The organism is Spirosoma arboris, assembly GCF_009754945.1.
Lineage (GTDB): Bacteria > Bacteroidota > Bacteroidia > Cytophagales > Spirosomataceae > Spirosoma > Spirosoma arboris.
On the sequence record NZ_WPIN01000003.1, the window covers coordinates 492,925 to 513,768 of the forward strand.

The window sequence follows — 20,844 nt, forward strand, 5'->3', positions numbered from 1 at the left end:
GTCGTCGGAATGACAGAAAACTCATCAATTGACATACATTACTCTAAAATGATCGGACAGCTAATGGAGCAAGTGTCTTCCCCTTAACTACTATTTTTCCATCAGAAAAGACTATGAAGCCCTTGCCTTTACCGTAATGTTTTCCGGTTTTGTCGTACAAAATGGTCAGCATTTTCCCGTGATACAATACTTTATCCAAACAAAACCAATCCCATTTGTTGTCGGGTATCAGCGGGTGAATTTCCAATACGTTATCGGCACGGGGTTTCAGGCCAACCAGATCACTGATAATTAAGTCGGCAAAGCTCGAGTGATTATAAAATTTACTTCTCGGATTATCCCCTTTCAGCCACTCCCCCGTCTTTTCGTCCTGATACTCACCCAGATATATTTTACCATTCATCGTGTGCGAATGGGCGTACTTCAGCAATTCATCATAAAAAACCGACTTGGTCATACGCCCCTGATTCCGGTATTTGGTAAGAAGGTTCGACAGTCCTTTCAATGTTTGCGTCGTGGCAAATGGCCAGACGGGTCCATCCCACTCGCAGCCGTGCCCTGACCCATGCGTCCGAAAGAGCGGATGCCGTCGTTCGGCAGTGGTAATTCCCCAGGGCGCCTTGAAACCCGTTGTATCAGTCAGTTGATCCCACTGACTGGCATAAGAGGGCTTGTCGTCGGGTAGGTTGAAATACCAGGGAATAAAACCGATGGCTTCGCGGGCGTTTGAGAAATTGCCTTTTTCCAGTTTCACTTCAAAAAAATGGGCTGAATTGTCCCAAAGGCTATCCAGCGTCAGCTTTTTCAATTCTGTCGCCTGTTGTTGGTAACGGCGTTGGAGCGTATCATTCTGGGCAAGAGTCGCCATGGCCGCTAAGGCTTTGGCATTTCCGTACATGTAGCTGTTAATAGAAGGGCGTCGGTTTTTCTCTTTCCGTGATCCACTAATCGACTCTTCCATAGCGTCTTTTACATCGAACTGCCAGAACAATCCGCTCGGCAATTGCTTCTCCTGTTGCCATTTTCGATAATCGGCATCCAGAGCCAGAAGATTTTTGTCGATGAAGGGCTTATCCAGATTAACGAGGTAGCGATTATACACCGCATCATCGACCCAACTGCTGAATCCATGAAATCGCTGCGCTACGTGTTTGGGGTCAATGTAGAGCCAGAACGAAATGTAATCGTTGATATACTGTGGGTTATGCAACCACCGGCCTTCGTAAATATGATGTCCCAACGCGCTACTGATGGCATTGTACTTCCCAGCGTGGTTCACTTTAGTGATGAACTCCGTAAATACATAGCCTTCTGGAGTCTCTTTCAAATGCTTCCGAAATGCCCACCAGCGATAGTAATAAACCTCCTGCAACACCGAATCCGGGCAGTCGAACAACGGAATATTTTCAGAAAGCCAGTCAACCGACTGCTCATTCGGGACGTAGTTTTTTACCGCTTCGTCATCAATAGAGTTGAAATAGGTAACGTAGTTTTTGAGGGTATTCGTAGACAATACAGCTGTCGTCTGCGCGACAGAAAACGACGTTTGCAGGAAGCTGATAATCAATACGAGTACGCAATACCGTTTAGCCGTCATGGGTAACTGTACTTTCCCGAAAGGTTGAAGCTGTTTATACCCTTCAAAATTAATAGGAATATACCGCTACAGAATATGCTATTTTCACAAGCCATTGTAGGATGTTAGCTTGTTAGGTAAACGTTGAGCAGAAAAAGGGTTTCGACAGGATTTACAGGATAAAACAGGATTTTATGTAATGTTAAAAATCTTGTCAATCCTGTAAATCCTGTCGAAACTTTATCATCATATCTCAGGATCTTGCTCGTAAATACTCCACAACTGCGCTGGTGATTCTGATTTCTTAGCCAGCGTTATTCTGGAATTAATAGAGCCTTTGGTATCAGCGGGTGTGATATAGAGGTTTGTTCCTTTCAATTTAATCCGATACGTGGCTTTTCCGGCGGGAATAAATTCATACTCCTGATTGGCCTGCGAACTTATGAGGGGCTGTTGTTCCAGATTGACACCCTCGGCAGGCGTACCAGCTTCTGGCTGAAGGGTTTTACTGGTGAACAGGTTCTTGAGTTGATACGTATCCCCTTCCACATGCATAAAATCCCAGGTGACGCATTTCCAGTTAACGGGCGAATAGGCAACAATCGGCGTTCCATTTGCTTTTCGGGCATCCTGAACACGCAGAAGCAAGCCCGTCTGGGTGTTCTTTATCGCATAATGGCCATGAATCGTTTGGGCGAAACCGGTTGTCTGTATCAGTCCAAGAATAATCAGAAAGGAGAATAGGAGTCTGGTTTTCATCGCTGTAGCGCTTTTTTCATACAAGTTAATATGTGTGTTACACATATCAAGGCGTTTATTCTACGTTTAGGTACCTTTATATCAAGTACTATAACCTCGTAGAGGTGAAATTTTTATAGTCAATTTATTTTCTATAATCATTTCATGCCTCCGGCATTTTTAGAAGAGAGTAGTGTTCTTTCTTTTTACTTACCCGATACTAAGTTTCTCAGTTAGTAGGACGTACCTTTGCGACATGAAATCCGCCACAGCTCTCTTTCTAGGAATACTGCTCTTTGTGGGTAGTCTGTTTCCGCAGACAGATGTGGAGGAAGTTTATAAAATTCCGGGATTGATTGCCCACTATCAACTGCACAAGCGGGCAGCCGGAAGCGGTTTTGATGTCTGGCAGTTTCTGGAAATGCATTACAACGCATCCTCGAAACATGCGAAAACCCCACACAAAGGCGTCAAAATACCGCTTTACAATCACCTCTCAGCGGGTTTTGTGTTTGTATTGACCCAACCGCATCGGCTCCCCGCCGAATTGTCAGTACTGATTCCGTGGCCACAGGTCCATTTCTCCTACGAGAACCTGTATTCGTTCCTTACAGCTACACTGCTGTTCCAACCTCCCCAAATCGGATAACTCTGCTGTATGTATTGGCCAATTGACTGACCGTGTGCTTGTGGCACATAGGCAGGTTGTTTGCTATTTATTCTCAACGAGTTATCTATTTTATGATCGATAAAATCATTCAGTTCAGCATCAGTCAAAAGCTGATGGTGGGGCTGGGCGTGGTGGCATTGATTGCCTGGGGCACCTTTGCGCTCCGGCAATTACCCATCGACGCTATTCCCGATATTACCAACAATCAGGTTCAGGTGATCACGCAGGCGCCTTCGCTTGCGGCTCAGGAAACCGAACAATTCATTACGTTTCCCCTCGAAACTACCCTCCGCAATGTGCCGGGCGTTACCGAAATCCGCTCCATTTCCCGCTTTGGCTTATCGGTGATTACGGTTGTTTTTGAGGAATCAACGCCAACGTTTCTGGCCCGGCAGCTTGTGACGGAACAACTCAAAGCCGCTGAACAAACGCTGACGACTGGCTCTCCCCAACTGGCTCCGGTTACAACCGGATTGGGTGAGATTTACCAATATGTTATACGCCCCAAAGAGGGGTTTGAGAGTCGTTATTCGGCTACCGATCTGCGTACAGTGCAGGACTGGCTGGTGAAACGGCAACTGGCTGGAGTACCCGGTGTGGTCGATATTAGTAGCCTGGGTGGGTATTTGAAAGAGTACGAAGTCAGCATCAACCCCGAGCGTCTGCATGGCATGAATACCACGCTCACGGAAGTCGTCCAGGCACTGGCCGATAATAACGCCAACACGGGCGGAAGCTACATCGAAAAAGGGCCTGAAGCCTTTTTTATTCGGGGCGAAGGTATGGTAAAAACGCCTGACGAGATTGGGCAGATTGTCGTAAAAAACGTTGGTCCTACGCCTATTCTCGTTCGCGATGTGGCCCAAGTGGGATTAGGCCATGCGGTACGTTATGGCGCTATGACCCGCAATGGGCGGGGTGAAGTTGTCGGTGGTATCGTGCTGATGCTTAAGGGAGCCAGTTCCGAAAAAACCATTTCGGGCATAAAAGAACGGATTGCTGAAGTTCAGAAAAGCCTTCCTCCCGGCCTGGTTATCGAGCCATTCCAGGATCGTAAAGTGCTCATCGACAAAGCGATTCACACTGTCGCCAAAAACCTGATGGAAGGCGGACTCATTGTTATGAGTGTGTTGCTGCTATTGCTGGGAAACTGGCGGGCAGGTCTTGTCGTAGCCTCAGTGATTCCGCTCTGTATGCTTTTCGCATTGGGTATGATGCACGTTTTTGGTGTATCAGCCAACCTGATGAGCCTGGGCGCCATTGACTTTGGGTTACTGGTCGATGGGGCCGTAATCATTGTCGAGAGTATGATTTTCAGCATTGTCCATACAAAAGCCACCCGCTCGCAGTCGATGGACGAGATTGCGCTGGACTCAGCCAGTCGGCTAATGCGCTCGGCCCTGTTTGGGCAGTTAATTATCCTGATTGTCTACGTGCCGATTCTGTCGCTGACGGGCATTGAAGGGAAGATGTTTCGACCCATGGCGCTGACGGTTGGCTTTGCTATTATTGGTGCTATGTTGCTGTGCGTGACTTATGTACCGATGATGGCCGCAACACTTCTGCGCAAAGACATCAAAGAAGAGGGTACCCTGGCAGACCGAATCATGAAGGCCCTCTACCGGGTATATGAACCGCTATTAAATGGCGCACTACGTTGGCGAAAAACGGTTTTAGCAACATCTGTTCTCTTGCTCATTGGCGCGATGGGAATTTTTGGAACTATGGGCGGTGAGTTCATTCCCAACCTCGACGAAGGTGACATTGCGATCAGCTTGACTCTGAAACCCGGTTCGTCGTTGCGGCAAACTATCGAAACGACGGGGCGGATGGAAACGATCCTGAAAAATGGTTTCCCGGAAGTGAAAGACGTGATTTCCAAGATCGGTACCGCCGAAATACCTACCGACCCCATGCCTATCGAAGCGGCCGATGTAATTGTTGTGCTAAAAGAACCGAGCGAGTGGACCTCAGCGACGACGAAAGATGAATTAGTCCAGAAAATGGAACGGGCACTGAGCGTATTACCTGGTTTAACCTACGAATTCACCCAACCCATCCAACTGCGATTCAATGAGTTAATGACGGGCGTCAAGTCCGACGTTGCCGTCAAGATTTACGGCGAAGATCTAGGCGTATTATTTAAAAAAGCCAATCAGGCAGCCGCTAAACTCAAGACGATTCCAGGTGTAGCCGACTTGAAAGTCGAACAGATCAGCGGGCTTCCGCAGATGTTGGTGTCCTACAACCGACCGAAACTGGCACAATACGGCGTTTCGGTGGCGGGTTTGAACAGGATTCTGAAAGCGGCTTTTGCGGGCGAAACGGCGGGTGTGGTGTTTGAAGGCGAAAAACGGTTCGATCTGGTTGTGCGTCTCGACAGTATGTATCGTCAGGACATCGACAACATCCGGCAGCTCTACGTCGATTTGCCCAATGGGCAGCAAGTGCCATTAGATCAACTGGCGTCCATTCGTTACGAAAATGCACCCATGCAGATTTCGCGGGACAACGCCCGCCGACGTATCACAATCGGCATCAACGTGCGGGGCCGCGATGTGGAAAGCCTGGTGGGTGACATGAAAGCAGTGTTGGAGAAAGATGTTCCGCTTCCGGCGGGTTATAGCTATACCTACGGTGGTCAGTTTGAAAATCTGGTGAAAGCCAAAGGGCGTTTGGCTGTTGCAGTACCACTAGCGCTTGTGTTGATTGGGTTGTTGCTCTTCTTCACTTTTGGCTCCTTCGGGCAGGCAATCCTGATTTTCACCGCCATTCCGTTGTCGGCCATTGGTGGTGTACTGGCGTTATGGTTCCGGGGAATGCCGTTCAGTATTTCGGCGGGCGTGGGTTTCATTGCCTTGTTCGGGATTGCGGTTCTCAATGGCATTGTCCTGATTAGTTATTTTAACCAGCTTGAAGACGAAGGCATAACCGATGTACTGCAACGGGTTAAAGAAGGCACGGCGGTTCGATTCAGGCCTGTCATTATGACGGCAGCCGTAGCATCAATGGGATTTCTACCGATGGCGTTATCAAGCTCTGCCGGGGCCGAAGTACAAAAACCGCTGGCAACGGTTGTTATTGGAGGGCTGGTCTCGGCCACGTTATTGACACTGATCGTTTTGCCAGTGCTGTACAGTTTAGTGGCTTCCCGTAAGAATCATGCTTTGCAATTGACAGATGGAGAACAGTCTCGACCCGCAATTGCCCATTGTGTTGTAGGGATTTTAGTCCTGGCATTCGGAAGTTTGTCTGCCTCTCAAGCTCAAATGCAACCACTCACGATTGACCAAGCGATTGAGCAAGGTTTACGTCTGAACGGCGGATTACAGGCTACAGTGTTGGAGGTGAAAGTCGGGCAGAGTTTACAGAAAACAGCCTGGGATATTCCCCGAACAACGGTCGATTACCAGCGGGGCCAAATTCAATCGTACCCCATCGATCATAGCCTAACGGTCATGCAGTCAATGGCGATGCCGTCTGTATATGGAGCGCAAAAACGACTCTACCAGGCGCAGCAGGGCGTTGCCGAGCGACAGGTGGCTGTTGGTCGAACGGAGTTGGTTCGTCAAATTCGGCTGGCTTTTTACAAACTTCGGGTTGATTACGAACGAGTTAAGCTGCTTCAGGCGCAGGACAGCTTATACCGCCGGGCAGCTCATGCGGCAGCGGTACGTTACCGAACGGGGGCTACGAATCAACTGGAAACGGTAACCGCTGAAACCCGACAACGTGATATTCTGAACCGGTTGGCCGTATTGCAAACCGATATTTCGATTGGTCGACAAACACTGGCCATCTTGCTGCAACAAACCGAATTGGTAAGCATTGATACGACAGGCAGCTTAAAAACTGGAGCACCGCAAACGCCATCCACGCTGGATGCCAACCCGCATCTGGCGGTGTTACGTCAGCAAATTGAAGCCACCCGTCGGCAGGTCGATCTGGAAAAACAGCGATTCTGGCCCGATTTTCGGGTGGGTTATCTTTCGCAATCCATCGAAAGGCAGGGAGGCTTTGGTGTCTATCAGATTGGATTATCATTGCCACTCATCACGGCTCCCTTACGCGCAAGGCTCGATATAGCCCGTTTACAAGGTCAGATTGCCGACCGGCAGTTGAACTATCAGCAACACCGGCTTAAAGGCGAACTTTCCATTCGGGAGCAACAGTATGCTCAGTCGCTCAGTACATTGGCTTATTACGAAAACTCGGCCCTGCCTCAGGCAAATCTCATCCTTCGAACAGCCGAGCGCAGCTATTTAAGTGGCGACATCGAATACCTCGAATTTGTGCAGAGTACCACTCAGGCCTGGCAAATCCGGGAGCAGTATCTGGATGCCATCACACAATACAATCAGTCTCTCATTGAACAGGAAGCGCTAGCTGGATTTACACCTGTTACGCCCTAACTAACGATATACGTATGAAACACAAACAGAATAAATGGCTGCTATCTATTCCTTTTCTACTAGGAATCAGCGTTTTAACAAGTTGCTCACATTCCGACGATAAGACGACAGACAAACCCAAAGCGGCCGTTCATACAGCCGCCCGCACGGTAACAATCAGTGATGCCCAGTTCCGGGAAACAGGGATTCAATTGGGTGGCCCCGATACGTTGACATTGGGCGAAACGATTCAGGCAACTGGCAAACTGGAAGCCCCACCCGATCATTGGGCCAGTGTTCATGCCCCGATGGGCGGCTTTGTGCGATCAACCCGACTAGTTGAAGGTGATTTTGTAAAAAAAGGGCAGATTCTGGCTGTTCTGGAGCATCCCGATTACATTAAATTACAACAGGAATACTTGCAGGCCATCGCCAAAAGTCGATTCGAACGGCAGGAACTGGACCGGCAAACCGAACTCAATCGGGAAGAAGTAGGTGCCCGCCGGAAACTGGAACAATCAACCGCTGATTACGAAACGACGCGCGCCTTATTGACGTCATTGGAAGCGCAATTATCGCAACTACATATTCCGCTTGAAGCCTTGCGAAAAGGCACGATAAGTCGCACGATTCCGCTGCTGGCTCCTATTAACGGCTATGTCGATAAAGTAAATTTACGATTAGGTCAGTACGTAGGTACAACCGACGAACTGGTCGAAATTGTCAATAAAGAGCATTTGTATCTTGAATTGCGGGTGTTCGAAAACGACATTCGGCAGGTTCAGGAAGGGCAACAGGTTCGCTTTACGATCTCCCAGCAATCGGGCGAGTTACAGGCAAAGGTGTATCGGGTAGGTCAATCGTTTGATCCACAAACTAAAACGGTACCAGTACACGCCAATCTGCTCACGAAAGATGTAGGACGATTGTTTGCCGGTTCCTATGTACGGGCCACTATTCTGGCCGATCCGCATCAGGTAATTGCTCTTCCCGAAGATGCGCTGGTAAAAGAAGGCAATCAATCGTTTGTATATGTTCGTCAGACAAACAGTGCTGCCGATTCGTACCGATTCGAGTTAGTAGCGGTCAAGACGGGCATTACCCAAAACCATAAGACCGAAGTCGTGTTACCCAAAGGACTGAATCAGTCAGCCATTGTACGACAAGGCGCTTATTTTATCAGCGCCGAACGCGCTAAGCTGGCTGGTTAGTTTTAGTAGTATGGTGACGTTCAGTGATGTCAGGTTCTTCAACCTGACATAGCGAGGTTTTGAGAAACCTCGTGTATACATTTAAATAGGTTTTGAGAAACCTCACGAGTCAGGTTGAAGAACCTGACTCCACAAAAGCCAACAATACATCCTATATGGAACAACCAATAAAATCCCATCAGGCCGAACGGGGGCAAAAATCAACGCTGATTGGCATTGCCGTTAATATTGGACTGGTGCTGGTCAAAGGGATGGCTGGATGGCTGGGCCACTCCTACGCCCTGATTGCCGACGCTATGGAATCGGGCACCGACATCGTTACGTCGATTTTTGTCTGGTTTGGTCTTCGCACAGCGTCCAAAGCGCCCGATCAGAATCACCCGTATGGCCACGGAAAGGCCGAGCCGCTAGCCGCTATGGTAGTGGCGATTGCGCTGGTGGGTGCGGCCATTCTGATTGCTGTGCAGAGTATTCGAAATATTCAGGTGCCGCACGAAATCCCAGCGCCTTTTACGCTGGCGGTTTTAGCCGGAGTGGTGATTGTCAAAGAAGTGCTCTTCCGGCGCATTGCCAAGGTTGGGGATGAGACAGACAGCAGTGCCGTTAAAGCTGACGCCTGGCACCATCGCAGCGATGCGATTACATCCCTAACGGCTTTTGTGGGTATCAGCATTGCCCTGATTGGTGGCCCTGGTTACGAAAGTGCTGACGACTGGGCTGCGCTGCTGGCTTCGGTCGTTATCGTGTACAATGCCTATCACATTTTCCGGCCATCGTTCGGTGAGATCATGGATGAAACCCCTGCTGGCGACTGGCAAAACGAATTAAGAGCGCTTGCCATGAGCGTACCACAGGTGAAAGGAATCGATAAATACCGGGTTCGAAAGACCGGCTTTGAGTACTTCGTCGATTTACACGTACTGGTTCCCGGCGATTTAACTGTTACACAGGGACACGCCATTGCACACGCTGTAAAAGCGGCCATTCTTAAAGAGAAACCGGCCGTATATGACGTGCTCGTGCATATTGAGCCTGTTTAGTTCGCCGAATTGTGGCGCGACATATGCCATATCTTGAAGATATGGCATATTCTTTTTAATCATCTGACGTACCCACTAACTCAGCTAAGTCGAAGCAAAATAAAAAGTCAACAAAATTCTTGCGTGAGTCAAATTTTTTATTCTACATTTGTAGAAACAATTCTATAATTGTAGAATGAAATTAACTACTGCCGAAGAAACACTCATGCAACATCTATGGAGCCGCGAAAAGGCTTTTATGAAAGAGTTGCTTGATGCCTACGATGAGCCCAAACCAGCTGCCACAACCCTGGCTACGTTGCTCAAACGCCTAATCGATAAGGGAGCAGTTGGTTACCAAGAGTATGGTAACTCCCGCCAATATTATCCAATCCTGAAACGACAGCCTTATTTCGCCAATCAGGTTAATGAGCTGATTAAGAATTTTTTCAATAATTCGGCGGCTCAGTTTGCATCCTTTTTCACGGCAACTACAGATCTGTCGGCCAGTGAATTAGAAGACTTGAAGAAGATTATTGATGAGCAACTCAATAAGAAAAAGTCATGATCGTTTACCTGCTCAAATCCAGCCTTTGTCTGATTATCACCTTCGGCTTTTATAAGCTCTGGCTCGAGAATGAGCAAATGCACGTCTTCAAACGATTCTACTTACTGGGCAGCCTGGTGGTTTCGATGCTGATTCCATTGATTTCGTTTGACAGTTGGTTCGATGCGGCTCCATTGACCCCTGAAGTATGGGACGATTATACCAGTCTGTACAGCCTGACCAATGCACGCCCAGCAACCCAGATAGTCACAGTGCCGACTAATGCTGGCCCAGCGTATGGTCTATGGCTGTATGGTATCGTAACGGCGGTGATGTTGGGTCGATTTGTGAAAAACCTGTATACGCTGGCTCGTAAAATTTATTCCCATCCGAAACAGTCTTTTCATGGAGCTACGTTAGTCGAATTGCCCGGAAATGGATCACCGTATACGTTCCTGCATTACTTATTTCTCCCTGATTATAGTCGGAACGAGCTAGAAAATGAATTGGTAACGCACGAATTAACACACATTCGACAGCGGCATTCACTCGATGTCCTATTCGTTGAATTGCTTCTTTGCTTTGGTTGGTTCAATCCGTTGCTGAGCTGGTTTAAACGAGCTATTCAGCTTAATCACGAATTCCTGGCCGACGCAGCGGTTACCCAGACGTATCAGGATGTACCACATTATCAACGTCTTTTGCTGAGCAAACTAACGCTCACGGGACAGCTTTCCTTAACCAGTTCGCTAACGTTTCAAACCACAAAACAACGGTTGATTATGATGACTAAACACACAACACCTATTCGGATTTGGCTGACTGGAGGCAGCACAGCGTTGCTGTTTGGAACGCTGTGCCTTTTATTGGGAAATGTCAGTTCGGCGCAGCAGCTACCAACAGCTGATGTACAGACCGCAACACCCAATCGGTTGCAATCGAAACCTAATGTGGAGGAAATGGAACGGTTATATGGCGATAACTACGTTATGTTACCAATCCGGAAAGGTGGGCGAAAAGAGACTCGTAAGAAGTTTTCGAATTTATCTACCAGCGAAAAACAACAGGTTCGACTCATTCCTTTTGCGCCTGAGTTAGTACCAACCGAAGCGCAACTGAGCGACTGGGGGAATAGCCAAAAGTATGGGATATGGATCGACGAAAAGCGTGTACCGAACGAGCAACTGAACCAATATACACCACAGGATTTTGGTTCTTATTATTCCAGTAAACTGGAGAAAAATGCCGCTAATTATGGTAAATACTATTTCCAGATTGGTCTGATGACCAAACCGTTTTATGAAAAGTATGTAAAAAAGTCGATTGAGTCGCCTTTTTTAGTCCTGGTAGATCACAAGACAAAGGCTATGAATGGCCGGTAATTAGACTAGTGAACCCAACGGATTTAATGGCATAGAACGTTGAATTCGTTGGGCTTAGGTATAACTTAACGACTGATTAGCTCAAGAACTGCCCCCTGCAATCCTTCAGACGTAGCTTTCACACGTATCTTTCTCGCCTTTTCGCTCGTCTGAATGATCGCAAGGCACTTGCCATTATACGCCTTGCGGTAATTGGCTTTGAAGGGTTCCATACTTGCCTGATAGCCGTTGTCAACGCCAGCTATTATACCCTCACCCTGAATAGAAAACGTAATTAGGTGATTGGCATCGGGAACAAGGTTACCTTGATCATCCAGCACATTTACGGTAATGTAGGCTAAATCTTTTCCGTCAGCTTTCAGTGTGGTTCGGTCAGCGATTAGTTGAATTTTGGTAGGCTTTCCTACCGTTGAAATCGTTTGAGTTAACACAGGTTTGCCGCCTTTTCGGGAGATTGCTTTCAGCGTACCGGGTTCGTAGGTAACGCGCCACATGACGTGTAGATCATCACCGGTTTTCTTACGAACGCCCAAAGATTTATCATTCAGAAACAGCTCGACTTCATCGGCTTGGTTGTAGTAAGCCCACACATCAACAGTCTTTCCTTTTGGCCAATTCCAATGCGGAAAGATGTGCAGAACGGGCTTGTTCGTCCACTCTGACTGATATAAATAATACACGTCTTTAGGAAAGCCAGCCAGATCGAGAATCCCGAAATAGGAACTTCGGGCTGGCCACGGATACGGATGAGGTTCACCTAAATAATCAAAGCCTGTCCAGACGAACAGCCCCGCCATGTGCGGCAATTTTTTGATGACTTTCCAGGTTTGCTCGTGTGTCGAACCCCAATAAGCGGCTTCATTGTCATAGGCCGATGCCGTCCAGTCGGGATTACCATCTTTGAAGTTGGCGGGGCCACCTTTTCCCCACATCCGCACGGAATCGGAAGGCATATCATAATGCCTGCGCGTTTGTAGCGATGAGCCTGTTTCGGAGGCAAGTACCGCCTGATTGGGGAAGGTCTTCGGAAAGTCTGCGTAGGCTTCGTGTTTGTAATTGAAACCTAACAAGTCTAAAGCACCCGAACGATAGATGAAGTTTTTATCGGGTATGTTTTCGGTCAGTGCTGAGGTAACGGGGCGGGTTGTATCCAGCTTTTTAACGATTGACGCTAGCTCTTTTGTGATTGTAATACCCGTTGAATCAAACTGTTCACGAATTTCATTGCCAATACTCCAGATAAAAATCGACGGGTGATTTCGATCACGACGAACCATGTCTTCGAGGTCGGTTTTGTGCCAGGCGTCCCAACTGAGACCGTAATCCTGCTTCGACTTCTTTTTCTTCCACATGTCGAACGCTTCGTCCATGATGATAAAGCCCATTTCGTCGCACAAGTCCAGAAATTCAGGAGCGGGCGGATTATGCGCTGTTCTGATGGCATTGCAGCCCATCGCTTTCAGTAACTCAAGCTGGCGTTGCATGGCGCGACGATTTACAGCGGCACCTAATGCACCCAGATCGTGATGGAGGCAAACCCCGAGAATCTTCATCGGCTGGCCATTCAACGAAAAACCGGTGGCCGGATCGAAATGGAAATAACGAATGCCCAGTGGTGTTTCATAGGAATCGACCAGTTGATTTTGGCTGTAGATTTGGGTTATGATTTTGTACAGATAAGGTTTCTCAACCGACCAAAGTAGTGGATTTGAAACATCGAACTGTTGCGAAACAATTGTGAGTGTATCCTTAAGCTGTACTGACGTTGCCGTTTGGGTAGCAACTGCTTTTCCAAAAGTATCCAGAATTGTGCTTACGATTCGAATTGTTTGCGACTTTCGGGTGGCATTACGAATACTGGTTTGCAGCGAAACGGTTGCTTTCTGATTTGAAACTGTGGGCGTTGTAACGAACGTACCCCACTGATTAACAGCAATTGGCGAGGTCATTACCAGCCGCACATTCCGGTAAATACCTGATCCTGTATACCATCGTGAATTGGGTTGCGCTGCATTATCGACCCTCACGGCCAATGTGTTTTTCTCGCTTCCGAATTTCAAATACTTACTTAACTCATACCGAAATGAGCTGTAACCATAGGGCCGAATACCTAATAAATGCCCATTAATCCAGATCTCACTGTTGCGATAAATGCCATCAAATTCAATAAATATGGCTTTATTTTTTGCAGAAATTGGTACAGTAAACACTTTCCGGTACCAGCCGATTCCGGTAGGCAAAGCGCCTTCCTGTGTAGTGCTCAGATGTTGTTCGCTGAACTGTCCTTCGATACTCCAATCGTGAGGCAAAGGCAGTTTTCGCCAGTCTGAATCATTGAAGGCTACGTCTTTTGCTTTAGGCTCATCCCCTAAGTAGAATCGCCAGCCTTTGTCGAAATCAAGAATGGTACGTGGGTTGTTTTGGGCGAAGATTGGGGAGGTGAGTAAGCTCATTAGTGAGCAGATTAGCCCAATTTGACGTCGCACTATGTGGTGTCGGTTACTCATAACCGACATTTTAGGTTTCTCAAAACCCACTGACACGAGGTTTTGAGAAACCTCTCGTGTCAGATGAAAGCATCTGACACCACAAGAGCCACGAAACAACATCGTCCTCATGGCTTCTTCGTGACAGGTGGGGCTACGAAACTCTTCTTGCTCTTGCTCTTGCCTAAATCAACTGAGGTGGCCACTGCGATACCGCGTTGATCAGCTTTATTGACAGCGCAATAGAAGTGATAAACCACACCTTTGTGCTTCACAACAAACGATTTGTGCGCATACAAGTCATCATAGGACTCCGACGGCTCGATTAGATGATCGCCTGTCCAGTCGGTCCAGTTGACTAAATCGGTGGAGGCAGCAAAGCGGTTGAAAGCACCTTTCCGATCTTCCCAGAAGGCCCCGAAGTAGAACATGACGTAGAGCTCGTCCATTTTCTGGATAACGGCATCGCCTGTAATACCAGCCGAATGCATTAGAACCGGCTCTTTGTGAAACCGTTTCCAATTCAGCATATCATCTGACACGGCCATTCCGATACGTTCAAACCAGCGCGTTTTATTTACGCCAGTTGTATCGCCATTCGCGTTGTAGTACATCACAAACGGATGCCCAGTCAGTTTTTTGGGATCATGAATGACTGTGCTTTTGTACAGTTTCCGATTTTCCCACCAGCGCGTATCAGTGTCTTTTGCCGTCAAAACGGGTTTTGATTGTCGCTGCCACTCGTGCGCTTTTGAGGGGTCCTGTGCTGTATAGGCAACGCCAATCGACAGATCGCCAGCTTCGTAGCCCTTCGCAGGCCCACCGATATACGACATCCAGTACTTACCATCGAATTTCTCCAGTTCGTAATTACCACCCCATTGATAATTCTGTAAAGCATTATACCCCGCTTTCTGATTGGCATCCCACTGTGTACTGTCAGAGAAGGCCATGATCCGCCCAAGCGTTTTCCAATCCAACAGGTCTTTACTTGTTGCCAGCCAGGTTTCGTAGCCACGCCCGTCATAAATCAGGTAGGTCATGTACCATTTGTTGCCTTTTTGGAACACCGTTGGGCAATCCATCTTCCGCGAATTATCGGCAGGAGTCATTACTAACCCGTACTTAAATGGCGTTTTGACTTCGGCATAAATTCGCTGCATCTGCGCGTCGGAAATACGCGCAGATTGGGCAAAAATTGGTGTGGATAGAAGGCAAAGAAGTATAATTCGGATGCTCGATAAAGTCATTACGCTGGTCAATTAGGGCTGATGGTGACTCAGAGTACAAATCTATCCGTGATTAAGTCTATATCTATCTATTATTTTTCCTGAAGATTGTAGCATGTTAGCGTGGATAATTTATCGTCTCTCCTTTCAGAAAAACTCCTGCCTTTAGTAAAACGAAAAGGCTGCCTCTAAAGACAGCCTTTTCTTCTAATTTCAGTTACTTATATCGATGCTTGTACTTTTGTCTTTTTGCCTTTCGACTTTCCTTTTTTCTTTTTTCCCCACCAGATAATGAATCCTGTAATCGGCAAACTAGCGCCAATCAGGCTGACGAGAAAAGCCAACACCTTACCCGGAAGCCCCAGAACCGTGCCGATATGAATATCATAGTTCATTCGGCGGAGTTGGTTTCCGAATGAATCCTGCGAGAATTTCTGGCCGTAGATTTTGTCTTTGGGAAGTTCCCTGAGCGTAAACTGATCATAGATGTAGCCTTGATTATCATAAATTACCCCCGTCGATGGATAAACCGTTACGATGATAACGGCTTTGTGATTGGCTGAATCTGGAAAAGAAATATAAAACCCTTTTGAATCTGGATGCAGGTTAGCCGCTCGCTGCCAGGCTATATCCATAGCTTTGGCAGGCGTGTAAGGTCGGCGGGTTTGCAGGGTATCGGAAGAAAGGTTGTCATAGCCGGGCAATGATGTTCCCCCTGTAGTGGTCCAATAAACTCCTTTCCCGAACCACTCAAGGCCATAGACCATTCCCGTCATAGCAATGACCGCCACGATCAGCAGGGAATAAAAGCCCAGCACATTATGCAAATCGTAATTGACTCGTTTAGCCGAACTCGTCCACTTAATTGTGAAGCTTCGTTCACGTGTGCTTTTGGTCCATTTATGCGGCCACCACAATACCAGACCGGTAATAAGTGTAAAAACAAAGATTAACGTACTGTAATTGACAATCGGCCGACCTATTTGGTAAGGAAGCCATAAAAAACGGTGCCCTTCCAGAATCCATTCGAAAAAGTCGACACTGTGTGATTTGGGGTCAATTTTACGGATAATGGTACCCGTGTAGGGATTGATTTTAAGCAAAGCTCCTTCATCCCGCTGCCCAGCTAAGTTTACGTTTATGGCTCTTCCCTGATGGTATTCAGCAGAGCCAACGCGCTTTCCCGGAAACTCTTTGTCGACAATAGCCATGAGCTGCGAGGGTAGAACAACCGGCTTTTTCTGATAAGGTACGTTCGACTCGGGGTCGAGGAATGCACTGGTGATTTCCTCCTGAAACACCCAGATGCAACCTGTCAGGCAAACAATAATGACGACGATACCAGCAACCAATCCCAACCACAGGTGCAACCAGGCCGAAATTCGGTAAAAACGAGTTCGGGAAGATTCTTTTCGTTTGGAAATCGTATTTCGGCTCATAAGATCGAAAAACTTACGGACGGGTTTATTTAAATAATAGAGGCTGCCTTCTTCAGAACAGCCTCTATGAGCACTTTAGATAAACGTAAATCTTACTGCACCTTGAATAGTCCGCCAACGAACGATGCCTGAACTTCGGCACCTTTCTTAGCGACTGCAGTTGATACGTCAATTTGATAGATAAATGTGCTACCATCTGAACCCGTTATCGGATAGTACACTTTAGTGCCATCAACCAACACAGGGAAACTACGACCACCATTGCCGTTGTGTATCAACGAAGCAGCGGTTCCTGTCTCTGGTTTAACATCGGTGATTTTCTGGTTGACAACGTCGATGATCGCCATTTTCAGCGATTTGTCGCCCCAACGATCGTCGGCTGTCTGAGTTGTGATTGTGCTGATCGTAGCGAAAACCAGGCCATTGCCAACGTACTTAATGTGCGAAATTTTGCCCCCCAGTTTATCCGTATTGAAGAAATACGACTGATCAAAAGCCGTTTCACCACTCTTGATGCGCAGGAAACCGCCGGGTTTGGTCGATTTGCTGTAGCCATTCGAAATGTTGCTGGACGACATCGCATAAATATCACCACTTTCGGCTTTGAACAGGCCGTTTTTCGTTTGCCACGCACCCGTTGGGCCTGTACGCGTGTCGGTAATCAGCTTTTCGAACTTAATCTCAGGATACGTATAAACCGCTACGTAATTCGTGTCGGTATGGTTTGTGTTATACGACGCATCGAAATGTAGATTCGAGACAAACAATTGGCTTCCCCGCACAACCATACCCGAATAAACCGGATTGTCGCCACCGGCCACCAGCGGAGCCAATGGGGTTGACAGGTTTTTGGTGATCGCTTTCGAGGCAATATCCACGAAATACCAACGTGCATTGCTACCATTGGCTTTAGACGGATACTCCAGCGCCAACATCTGGGTGTTGTCAACCTGTTGAATATCATCGGCAGACCGATCAAATGTAGCCGAACCACTTATTAATAATTGACCACTGGCGTCCTGCGTGATGCCATTTACATTGACTTCACCAAGGCCACCAACAGCAAAAATAGTATTGTTACCCTGCGAAAAATCGCGATAACCAGCCAGTGTCAGGCCATTGCCAATCGGGGTAATTTTGCCGGTCATCAGATCGCTGGCTTTCACTGCATAATTGGTTGTGGCTCCGTTTGACGTCACACCAACACCGACTATGTAAGACGTTGTAGAAAGAGTAGGGTTGTTACTATCACTCGAACAGGATGCCGCGAATAAAGCCATCCCGGCAAAAAATCCAACGTTAAAAAATTGCTTAATCATCATTAGGTTTATTAACTGAACAAAAAATTACTTACTGATAAAATACCTGAACTTGACGGAGAATGAGCGCCCTGGCTTTTGTAGCCGATACGAATCATACAAGAGGTTATCGGTGAAATTCCGGCACTCGAGCGCCAAATTGTATTTGCCTCCACCCAGCGAATAACTCGCCGATAGATTGTGCGAAAACTGCGTAGGTATGATGTATTGCCGATTAAAGGCACTCTCACCCAGCTCTGCGTAGACCAGATAGTACTTCTGTACGTAGTTCAGGTTGTAATTCAACGACAACGCCCGATTGGGTTGCGTCGGGAGATTGACTCCAATGTTGGCGTTACCAAACAGGTAAGGAATGTTAGGAAGCCGGAAGTTATACGTAATGTTTTTGGTCGCGCCACCCGTAAATCCGCCACTCTGCTCAAACTCCTGCTTGTCGATAATGCTCTGATAGGTACCATTTACCGACGCAAAAAATAGCTTTCGGAAGTAATACCCCAGTTCGGCTTCAACACCCGTTGTTCTGACTTTGCCTTTGTTCTGATTCTGCCGCTGGGCTCCCGAAACGGATTGATCAAGGCGAATAAAGTCGGTGGTCATCCGGTAAATAAGGCCAGTTTCGGCCGTGATGCGGTGGTCTTTTTCCGCAGGCGTCGCGTAGCGGGCACCCAGATTGATGTTGTCGCTTTTTTCGGGTTTCAGCCCAACGCTGTAAACGACGAAAACCCCATCACCAAAAATTTCGCTCCCATCCGGCATCCGGTAAGCATGTTCGTAAGATCCTTTCACCTGAAGCGTAGGACGAACAAAATAAGCCGTCGCCAATCCATAGCCCGGATTCGAATAGTTGAACGTAGTGGCCTCATAACGTTCCTTCTCGGTAAAGGCATCAACCAACTGATAGCCAACAGCTTTCATCGCAAAGTATTTCGCGAAAATCGAGGTCGTAAATTTGTTGGGGATATTCAGATTCCAGGCCATACCCAGCACATTCTTGGCTAAGTCAGACGGAAATCGGTTGCCGATGGCATCGGGATTTTCGGGATCGTAGGATGCCCGATGAAAGTTGGTATTCACGTAATTGAGTGCCAGCGTCTGCAACTCATTGAGCTTATACGTCAGATTGGCAGTGACCAATCCTTCCCGGTCTTTATTCTGATTTCGGGTACGGCTACGTTCTCCCCCAACGCTGCTACTTCCCGAAGCCGGATTAGTTTTATACTCGCCCAGCCAGTTGTACATGCGAGCGGTCGTATCAATCAGCGTAAAGCGGGTCATGTTGTAGGCAGCATACAGGTTCAAATCCAACCCACTGACAAACAGGTCCGTTTTTTTGTATTTGAGCGTCGGAATCAACGTTCGGGTATTGCTGGTAATAGCTCCGAATACCTGCTCCATCACGACGCCCGTTTGTACGTCTTTATCATTACCCGACGCGATGATACCAACCAGGAGTTTATCCGCCCATTTTTTGTTTGTTACACCCGCTTCCAGTTGCAGCGTTGCCGACTTATAATGATCATGAAAGCGGGGTACCCATTGCTCTGCACCAAAGCTGCTGGTTGTCAGATCTTTTATGGGAACCAGCACTTTGTAGCTGTTGTCTGAATAATTAAAGAAGGTATTTGCTCTGACCGTAAATCCTGTTCTGGCGTTCGTGTAGGCTCCGTTAAAGGCCACCCGATGCGTATTAAATGAACCGATCGAGTAGCTGGCATCCAGGTAGTTCGGATTACTCCGGCTCACAATATTGACAGCACCGCCAAGGGCATCGGTTCCCAGACTTACCGGCAATACACCTTTGTAGACCTCAATCCGTTCGGCCATGTTGGCGGGGAAATTGTTGAGCGTCAGCGACGAGCCAAAATTGTCGATTGGAATCCCGTCCAGAAAGAATTTGACCTGATTCCCCGAAAACCCATTCAACGAAAAATTGAAATTAGACCCAAGCCCTCCTTCTTCCCGAATACGGATACCCGTGGTCGTATTGAGTACCTGATTCAAATCCCGATTCAGGCTGTAGCTGGTTTTCAGATCAATGGCGTTGACGTTGAAGCCCTGCTCATTAATCTTCCGAACTTCGGTTTTTCCCCGCACTACGACTTCATTGAGTTCATCGTCGGCCAGTAGAACCAAGTTTGTCAATTCCGTAGTTTTCCCATCCCTAATGACTACATCATGCGTTTGCTTCTTCAAACCAACCATGCTTATTGACAGCACATACTTCCCGGATGGAGCCTGAATGCTGAAATTCCCAGTTGCATCAGACGTTGTATTGTACTTTGTATCAACCAACACAACTGTAGCAAACTCGACTGGGGTATTTTCTTTGTTGGTGATTTTTCCACTGATTCGGCCTAAATTCTGTGCTACCAAAGGACCAGAAACGATGAGAAACACAAAGAATAAGTGGTAAAATCTGTGCTTAGATTTGGTAGATATAGGTAATGGCATCAATACTTCTTTGTGTTGGTCAATACATCCTTTTATAAAAGGCCTTTCAATCTACTCCTTGCTCAATAGCAAGAGTAAGAGTCGTTGAGGAATAGTATGCGCTGAGTATCAGCCACTGAGGAAGGGCGTAGAGTCAATCTAATCTTATTTAGACTAGTTCTACAGTACAAACGTATGAATAGTTTTTCGTAAATTCAAGAAGCAGACTCAAATGTTTACTCAGGTCATGCCGCCTGCAAGAATTTTGAAGAAGTGTATAGATTGAACAACCGATTGATTATCAGATAATAGTCGACCAGCTTTAGTAAAAAGAAGGTTACAAATTTTAATGTATTATCCTATCCCCTAAGCGGTTACATAGCAATATAGGCTGGCATGTCCCTATT

13 protein-coding genes are annotated in these 20,844 nt (G+C 47.3%); 6 read left to right on the forward strand and 7 right to left on the reverse strand.

Annotated elements, in window-relative coordinates; genetic code table 11:
• Nucleotides 1–43: 43 nt before the first annotated feature.
• Nucleotides 44–1,597, reverse strand: a complete 1,554-nt coding sequence (locus tag GO755_RS09865; RefSeq protein ID WP_157584576.1) for an MGH1-like glycoside hydrolase domain-containing protein — start codon at nt 1,595–1,597, stop codon at nt 44–46.
• Nucleotides 1,598–1,822: 225 nt separating this feature from the next.
• Entirely contained in the window at nt 1,823–2,335 is a 513-nt protein-coding gene (locus tag GO755_RS09870; RefSeq protein WP_157584577.1) for an RICIN domain-containing protein, read from the reverse strand.
• A gap of 235 nt (nt 2,336–2,570) precedes the next feature.
• Here GO755_RS09870 and GO755_RS09875 point away from each other — a divergent pair, with 235 nt between their 5' ends.
• The 6 genes from GO755_RS09875 (at nt 2,571) to GO755_RS09900 (ending at nt 11,534) form a co-directional block, all read left to right on the forward strand.
• Entirely contained in the window at nt 2,571–2,963 is a 393-nt protein-coding gene (locus tag GO755_RS09875) for a hypothetical protein (RefSeq protein ID WP_157584578.1), read from the forward strand.
• Nucleotides 2,964–3,055: 92 nt separating this feature from the next.
• Complete coding sequence (locus GO755_RS09880; protein ID WP_157584579.1) at nt 3,056–7,396, forward strand: CusA/CzcA family heavy metal efflux RND transporter; 4,341 nt, start codon at nt 3,056–3,058, stop codon at nt 7,394–7,396.
• Nucleotides 7,397–7,410: 14 nt separating this feature from the next.
• On the forward strand, nt 7,411–8,586 hold the full coding sequence (locus tag GO755_RS09885) for an efflux RND transporter periplasmic adaptor subunit (RefSeq protein ID WP_157584580.1): 1,176 nt from the start codon (nt 7,411–7,413) through the stop codon (nt 8,584–8,586).
• 155 nt (nt 8,587–8,741) lie between these two features.
• Nucleotides 8,742–9,626 carry a cation diffusion facilitator family transporter gene (locus tag GO755_RS09890; protein ID WP_157584581.1) on the forward strand — a complete coding sequence of 295 codons (885 nt, stop codon included), beginning with the start codon at nt 8,742–8,744 and terminating at the stop codon, nt 9,624–9,626.
• A 175-nt stretch (nt 9,627–9,801) separates the two neighbouring features.
• Complete coding sequence (locus GO755_RS09895) at nt 9,802–10,173, forward strand: BlaI/MecI/CopY family transcriptional regulator (protein WP_157584582.1); 372 nt, start codon at nt 9,802–9,804, stop codon at nt 10,171–10,173.
• Nucleotides 10,170–11,534, forward strand: a complete 1,365-nt coding sequence (locus GO755_RS09900) for a M56 family metallopeptidase (protein WP_157584583.1) — start codon at nt 10,170–10,172, stop codon at nt 11,532–11,534. The genes GO755_RS09895 and GO755_RS09900 overlap by 4 nt, the downstream gene beginning before the upstream one ends.
• A gap of 65 nt (nt 11,535–11,599) precedes the next feature.
• Here GO755_RS09900 and galB read toward each other — a convergent pair whose 3' ends face one another.
• From galB to GO755_RS09925, 5 genes are all read right to left on the reverse strand, one after another.
• The gene (gene galB, locus GO755_RS09905; RefSeq protein ID WP_227686910.1) at nt 11,600–13,987 is read right to left on the reverse strand and encodes a beta-galactosidase GalB; all 2,388 of its coding nucleotides are present in this window, start codon (nt 13,985–13,987) and stop codon (nt 11,600–11,602) included.
• Nucleotides 13,988–14,148: 161 nt separating this feature from the next.
• On the reverse strand, nt 14,149–15,270 hold the full coding sequence (locus GO755_RS09910; RefSeq protein ID WP_157584584.1) for a glycoside hydrolase family protein: 1,122 nt from the start codon (nt 15,268–15,270) through the stop codon (nt 14,149–14,151).
• A 200-nt stretch (nt 15,271–15,470) separates the two neighbouring features.
• The gene (locus GO755_RS09915; protein ID WP_157584585.1) at nt 15,471–16,688 is read right to left on the reverse strand and encodes a PepSY-associated TM helix domain-containing protein; all 1,218 of its coding nucleotides are present in this window, start codon (nt 16,686–16,688) and stop codon (nt 15,471–15,473) included.
• A 92-nt stretch (nt 16,689–16,780) separates the two neighbouring features.
• Nucleotides 16,781–18,010, reverse strand: a complete 1,230-nt coding sequence (locus GO755_RS09920) for a DUF4374 domain-containing protein (RefSeq protein ID WP_157584586.1) — start codon at nt 18,008–18,010, stop codon at nt 16,781–16,783.
• Nucleotides 18,011–18,034: 24 nt separating this feature from the next.
• Nucleotides 18,035–20,404 (reverse strand): TonB-dependent receptor, encoded by a 2,370-nt coding sequence (locus GO755_RS09925; protein WP_198174795.1) that lies wholly within the window; start codon nt 20,402–20,404, stop codon nt 18,035–18,037.
• Nucleotides 20,405–20,844 lie beyond the last annotated feature (440 nt).

What these genes read in the sequence shown, in the direction of transcription:
- GO755_RS09875 (WP_157584578.1), top strand. Translation starts at nt 2,571, where the DNA reads ATGAAATCCGCCACAGCTCTCTTTCTAGGAATACTGCTCTTTGTGGGT.
- GO755_RS09915 (WP_157584585.1), bottom strand. Translation starts at nt 16,688, where the DNA reads ATGAGCCGAAATACGATTTCCAAACGAAAAGAATCTTCCCGAACTCGT.
- GO755_RS09895 (WP_157584582.1), top strand. Translation starts at nt 9,802, where the DNA reads ATGAAATTAACTACTGCCGAAGAAACACTCATGCAACATCTATGGAGC.
- GO755_RS09890 (WP_157584581.1), top strand. Translation starts at nt 8,742, where the DNA reads ATGGAACAACCAATAAAATCCCATCAGGCCGAACGGGGGCAAAAATCA.
- GO755_RS09880 (WP_157584579.1), top strand. Translation starts at nt 3,056, where the DNA reads ATGATCGATAAAATCATTCAGTTCAGCATCAGTCAAAAGCTGATGGTG.
- GO755_RS09870 (WP_157584577.1), bottom strand. Translation starts at nt 2,335, where the DNA reads ATGAAAACCAGACTCCTATTCTCCTTTCTGATTATTCTTGGACTGATA.
- GO755_RS09885 (WP_157584580.1), top strand. Translation starts at nt 7,411, where the DNA reads ATGAAACACAAACAGAATAAATGGCTGCTATCTATTCCTTTTCTACTA.
- GO755_RS09900 (WP_157584583.1), top strand. Translation starts at nt 10,170, where the DNA reads ATGATCGTTTACCTGCTCAAATCCAGCCTTTGTCTGATTATCACCTTC.
- GO755_RS09910 (WP_157584584.1), bottom strand. Translation starts at nt 15,270, where the DNA reads ATGACTTTATCGAGCATCCGAATTATACTTCTTTGCCTTCTATCCACA.
- GO755_RS09865 (WP_157584576.1), bottom strand. Translation starts at nt 1,597, where the DNA reads ATGACGGCTAAACGGTATTGCGTACTCGTATTGATTATCAGCTTCCTG.
- galB (WP_227686910.1), bottom strand. Translation starts at nt 13,987, where the DNA reads ATGAGCTTACTCACCTCCCCAATCTTCGCCCAAAACAACCCACGTACC.
- GO755_RS09920 (WP_157584586.1), bottom strand. Translation starts at nt 18,010, where the DNA reads ATGATGATTAAGCAATTTTTTAACGTTGGATTTTTTGCCGGGATGGCT.